Raw genomic sequence first — 3625 nt, 5'->3', positions numbered from 1 at the left:
GAGTACGTGTAGATCGTCTCATTGGGCTTGGACCCGGGGTTCATCACGATCACGCGGTGCAGCGGCGGCACGGCCGAGAACACCCGTCCCGCCTCCACCAGCGGCCGCATGTACCGGAAGAACAGCGTCAGCAGAAGCGTGCGAATGTGGGCGCCGTCGACGTCGGCGTCGCTCATCAGGATGACCTTGCCGTAGCGCGCCTGGCTCAGATCGAACGTGCGTCCGGAACCCGCGCCGATCGTGGTGATGATGGCCGCGCACTCGGCGTTGCCGAGCATGTCGCTGATCGACGCCTTCTGCACGTTCAGGATCTTGCCGCGGATCGGCAGCAGCGCCTGGAACTCGCTGTTGCGGGCATGCCGAGCGGTGCCGAGGGCCGAGTCGCCCTCGACGATGAACAGCTCGCTCTGCTCGAAGTCGTTGGAGCGGCAGTCCACCAGCTTCGCGGGCAGCGACGAGGACTCGAGCGCGGTCTTGCGCCGCTGGGTCTCCTTGTGGGCGCGCGCGGACACACGGGCCTTCATCTCGGAGACGATCTTGTCCAGCAGCTGGGAGGTCTGGCTCTTGTCGTCGCGCTTGGTCGACCCGAAGCGGGCGGCGAGCTCGGTGCGCACGACCTTCGCGACGATCGAGCGCACCGCCGGCGTGCCCAGCACCTCCTTGGTCTGGCCCTCGAACTGCGGCTCCGGCACGGTGACGGTCAGCACCGCGGTGAGCCCCGCCAGCACGTCGTCCTTCTCGAGCTTGTCGTTGCCGACCTTGAGCCGTCGCGCGTTCTGCTCGACCTGCCCGCGCAGCGACTTGAGCAGCTCCTGCTCGAAGCCCTGCTGATGTGTACCGCCCTTCGGCGTGGCGATGATGTTCACGAACGAGCGCGTCACGGTCTCGTAGCCGGTGCCCCAGCGCAGCGCGATGTCGACCTGGCACTCGCGCTCCACCTCGGTGGCCTTCATGTGTCCGTCGGCCTGCAGCACGGGCACGGTCTCGGTGAACGAGCCACTGCCCTGGATGCGCCAGGTGTCGGTCACGGGGGCGTCGGAGGCGAGGTAGTCGACGAACTCGGAGATGCCGCCCTCGTAGAGGTACGACGTGACTCTGGGGCCGGTCTCGCCGTCCGGGGCGGACGAGGGACGCTCATCGCGCACGACGAGTTCGAGGCCGGGCACGAGGAACGCGGTCTGGCGGGCGCGGTTCTCCAGGTCGCCGAGCTGGAAGGCCGCGTCCTTGGTGAAGATCTGCCGGTCGGCCCAGTACCTGACGCGCGTGCCGGTGACGCCCTTGGCCACTTTGCCGATCACGCGCAGCTCGCTCTTGCTCTCGAAGGGCGTGAAGGGCGAGTCAGGCCGAGGCTCCCCCGCGTCGGCGAACACGCCCGGCTCACCGCGATGGAACGACATGGCGTAGGTCTTGCCGCCGCGGTCGACCTCGACGTCGAGTCGCTCGGACAGGGCGTTCACGACCGATGCGCCGACACCGTGCAGACCACCGGATGCCGCATAGGACCCGCCGCCGAACTTCCCGCCCGCGTGCAGCTTGGTGTAGACGACCTCCACGCCGGTCAGCCCCGTGCGCGGCTCGACGTCGACGGGCACGCCACGCCCGCGGTCGGCGACCTCGACGCTGCCGTCGGCGTGCAGCACGATGTCGATCTTCGACCCGTTGCCGGCGACGGCCTCATCGACGGAGTTGTCGATGATCTCCCAGAGGCAGTGCATGAGTCCCGGCGATCCGTTGGATCCGATGTACATGCCGGGGCGCTTGCGAACCGCTTCGAGCCCCTCGAGCACCTGGAGATGATGGGCGGAATACTCGTTGGTCACAATGTTCGATTCTATTTCGCGGCGGCCGCCGCGGATGCCGCGACACTCCCCCGCCGCCCACCCGTTACGCGACGCGTACGCGCAGAGCGAAACACGCCGTGATCCGGGCATGCACTCAGGTGAGCCGTGGTTGTATTGAGCACGATCTCGAATCGAACCCGAATCCCGAGGAGGCACCGACATGAACGCTACGACTGAGCGAGAGACCGTCCAGTACCGCCTCACCGCGATGGACCGGTGCGACTCCTGTGGAGCGCAGGCCTACATCGCAGCCGCGGTCAATGGCACGGAGATGCTCTTCTGCGCCCACCACGGCCGCAAGTACGAGGAGAAGCTGCGCGCGGTCGCCACCAGCTGGCACGACGAGACCGCCCGCCTCATCGAGGCCTGAGCCTCAATCCGCGAGCTCACGCCGCACCGCCGGCGTGAGCCGGGTGAGGATCTCCTCGCCCACCGTGTCGATCCGCTCCGCGAGAGCCGTGGCATCCGACTCCCCGTCGGCACCGGGCCCGAACACGACCACCCGGTCCCCCTCCTGTGCACCAGGCCAGCCTTCGACCAGCGTGCTGTCGCCGTCGATGCGCACGATCGTCCGCAGGCCAGCAGGCGTCGCCACCTCCGCGCCGCGGAGGATCGACGGCAGTCCGTGGAACGCACCGACGCCGATCCGCACCAGCTCGCCTTCCATGGCGTCGACAGTGGCCACCAGTCGTGAGATGAGCGACAGGCCCTCCAGCTGCGGGCCCTCGGCGGAGCGGATGCCGTAGCAGAACGCGCCGATCCGGCTCAGCGTCCCTCGCAGCTCGGGGCGCCACCACGCCGCAGCGGAAGCCGTCAGGTGCAGCACCTCCGGCTCCCCGCCGGCGTTCTGCAGGATGCGCACCGCGTCCAGGAACACTTCCTGGGCGGCGTCGTCCTCCTCGTCGCTGGCCTCCGCGAGATGACTCCAGACTCCGACGATCCGGATGCTGCCCCGAGCCTCCGCGTCCCGCGCGACGGCGACGGCATCGGCCCACGCCTCCGGCCGGAACCCGTTGCGATGCAGGCCCGTGTCGATCTTCAGGTGCACTGCGACGCGTGCGCCGAGGCGCTCCGCCGCCGCGATCACCGCGTGCAGGTACTCCATCGATCCGACCCCCAGCTCGACGCCCGCCCCGATCGCCGCGTCGATCTCGGGACCGGTCGACGGGGCCCACGCGTACACCCGCTGGGCGGTCACGGCGCGGATGCGCAGCGCCGTCGGGACGTCGTAGCTGCCGAACCAGGAGACGCCGCCGGCCTCCGCCTCGGCGACGGCCCATTCGATGCCGTGCCCGTAGGCGTCGTCCTTCATGACCAGCATGAGCTGCGACCCGTCCAGTCGCGCGCGCACCGCCGCGATGTTCGCACGGAATGCGGCTCGGGAGATCTCCAGGACCGGGGTGCTCACGCCTGCCAGCTCCGTTCGCCGTTGCTTCCGATCACGACCGCCATCTCCAGTGCGGTCAGGCCCGTGGCCGAGGCCCACTGGGCGAGCACGTCGCGCATCGCACCGCTGCCGCCGAAGTAGGTCACGGGGGTGTCGACCGCGGCATCCGCCCCCTCCAGATCGACCACGCAGACGTCCATCGCGATGCGGCCGACGATCGGATGCGTGTGCTCGGCGATCTGCACGCGAGCACGGTTCCCCAGCGCGCGCAGGATACCCTGGGCGTACCCGCCCGACACCAGCGCGACCCGGGTGTCTCTGCTCGCCCGATGCGTGTAGCCGTACGAGACGGCTTCCCCGGCGTGCAGGGGCTTGGTCGAGAGCACACGGCCGTGAA

At 69.3% G+C, this 3625-nt stretch carries 3 protein-coding genes and 1 pseudogene (1 of these 4 cut by a window edge); 1 reads left to right on the top strand and 3 read right to left on the bottom strand.

The features are described 5' to 3' along the window. A pseudogene (locus BGN97_RS04240) lies at positions 1–1820 on the bottom strand (DNA topoisomerase IV subunit B); it reaches 266 nt to the left of the window's first position. Between the two features lie 181 nt (positions 1821–2001). Here BGN97_RS04240 and BGN97_RS04235 point away from each other — a divergent pair. Further along, on the top strand, positions 2002–2211 hold the full coding sequence (locus BGN97_RS04235; protein WP_292698327.1) for a hypothetical protein: 210 nt from the start codon (positions 2002–2004) through the stop codon (positions 2209–2211). Between the two features lie 3 nt (positions 2212–2214). On the opposite strand, the gene BGN97_RS04230 is transcribed toward BGN97_RS04235, so the two are convergent. Together BGN97_RS04230 and BGN97_RS04225 are read right to left on the bottom strand one after the other, a co-directional pair. Next, on the bottom strand, positions 2215–3249 hold the full coding sequence (locus BGN97_RS04230; RefSeq protein WP_292698325.1) for an alanine racemase: 1035 nt from the start codon (positions 3247–3249) through the stop codon (positions 2215–2217). Then, positions 3246–3625: alanine racemase C-terminal domain-containing protein (locus BGN97_RS04225; protein ID WP_292698323.1), on the bottom strand; the 380-nt coding region annotated here is incomplete at its 5' end. The genes BGN97_RS04225 and BGN97_RS04230, both read right to left, overlap by 4 nt.

Origin of the sequence: Microbacterium sp. 69-10 (assembly GCF_001897945.1) — a bacterium.
Lineage (GTDB): Bacteria > Actinomycetota > Actinomycetes > Actinomycetales > Microbacteriaceae > Microbacterium.
Note: the sequence above shows the minus strand (reverse complement) of the source record. Positions and strands in the feature narration are given on the sequence as shown.

Coding starts and splice junctions, on each gene's coding strand:
- BGN97_RS04235 (WP_292698327.1), top strand. CDS start 2,002: ATGAACGCTACGACTGAGCGAGAGACCGTCCAGTACCGCCTCACCGCG.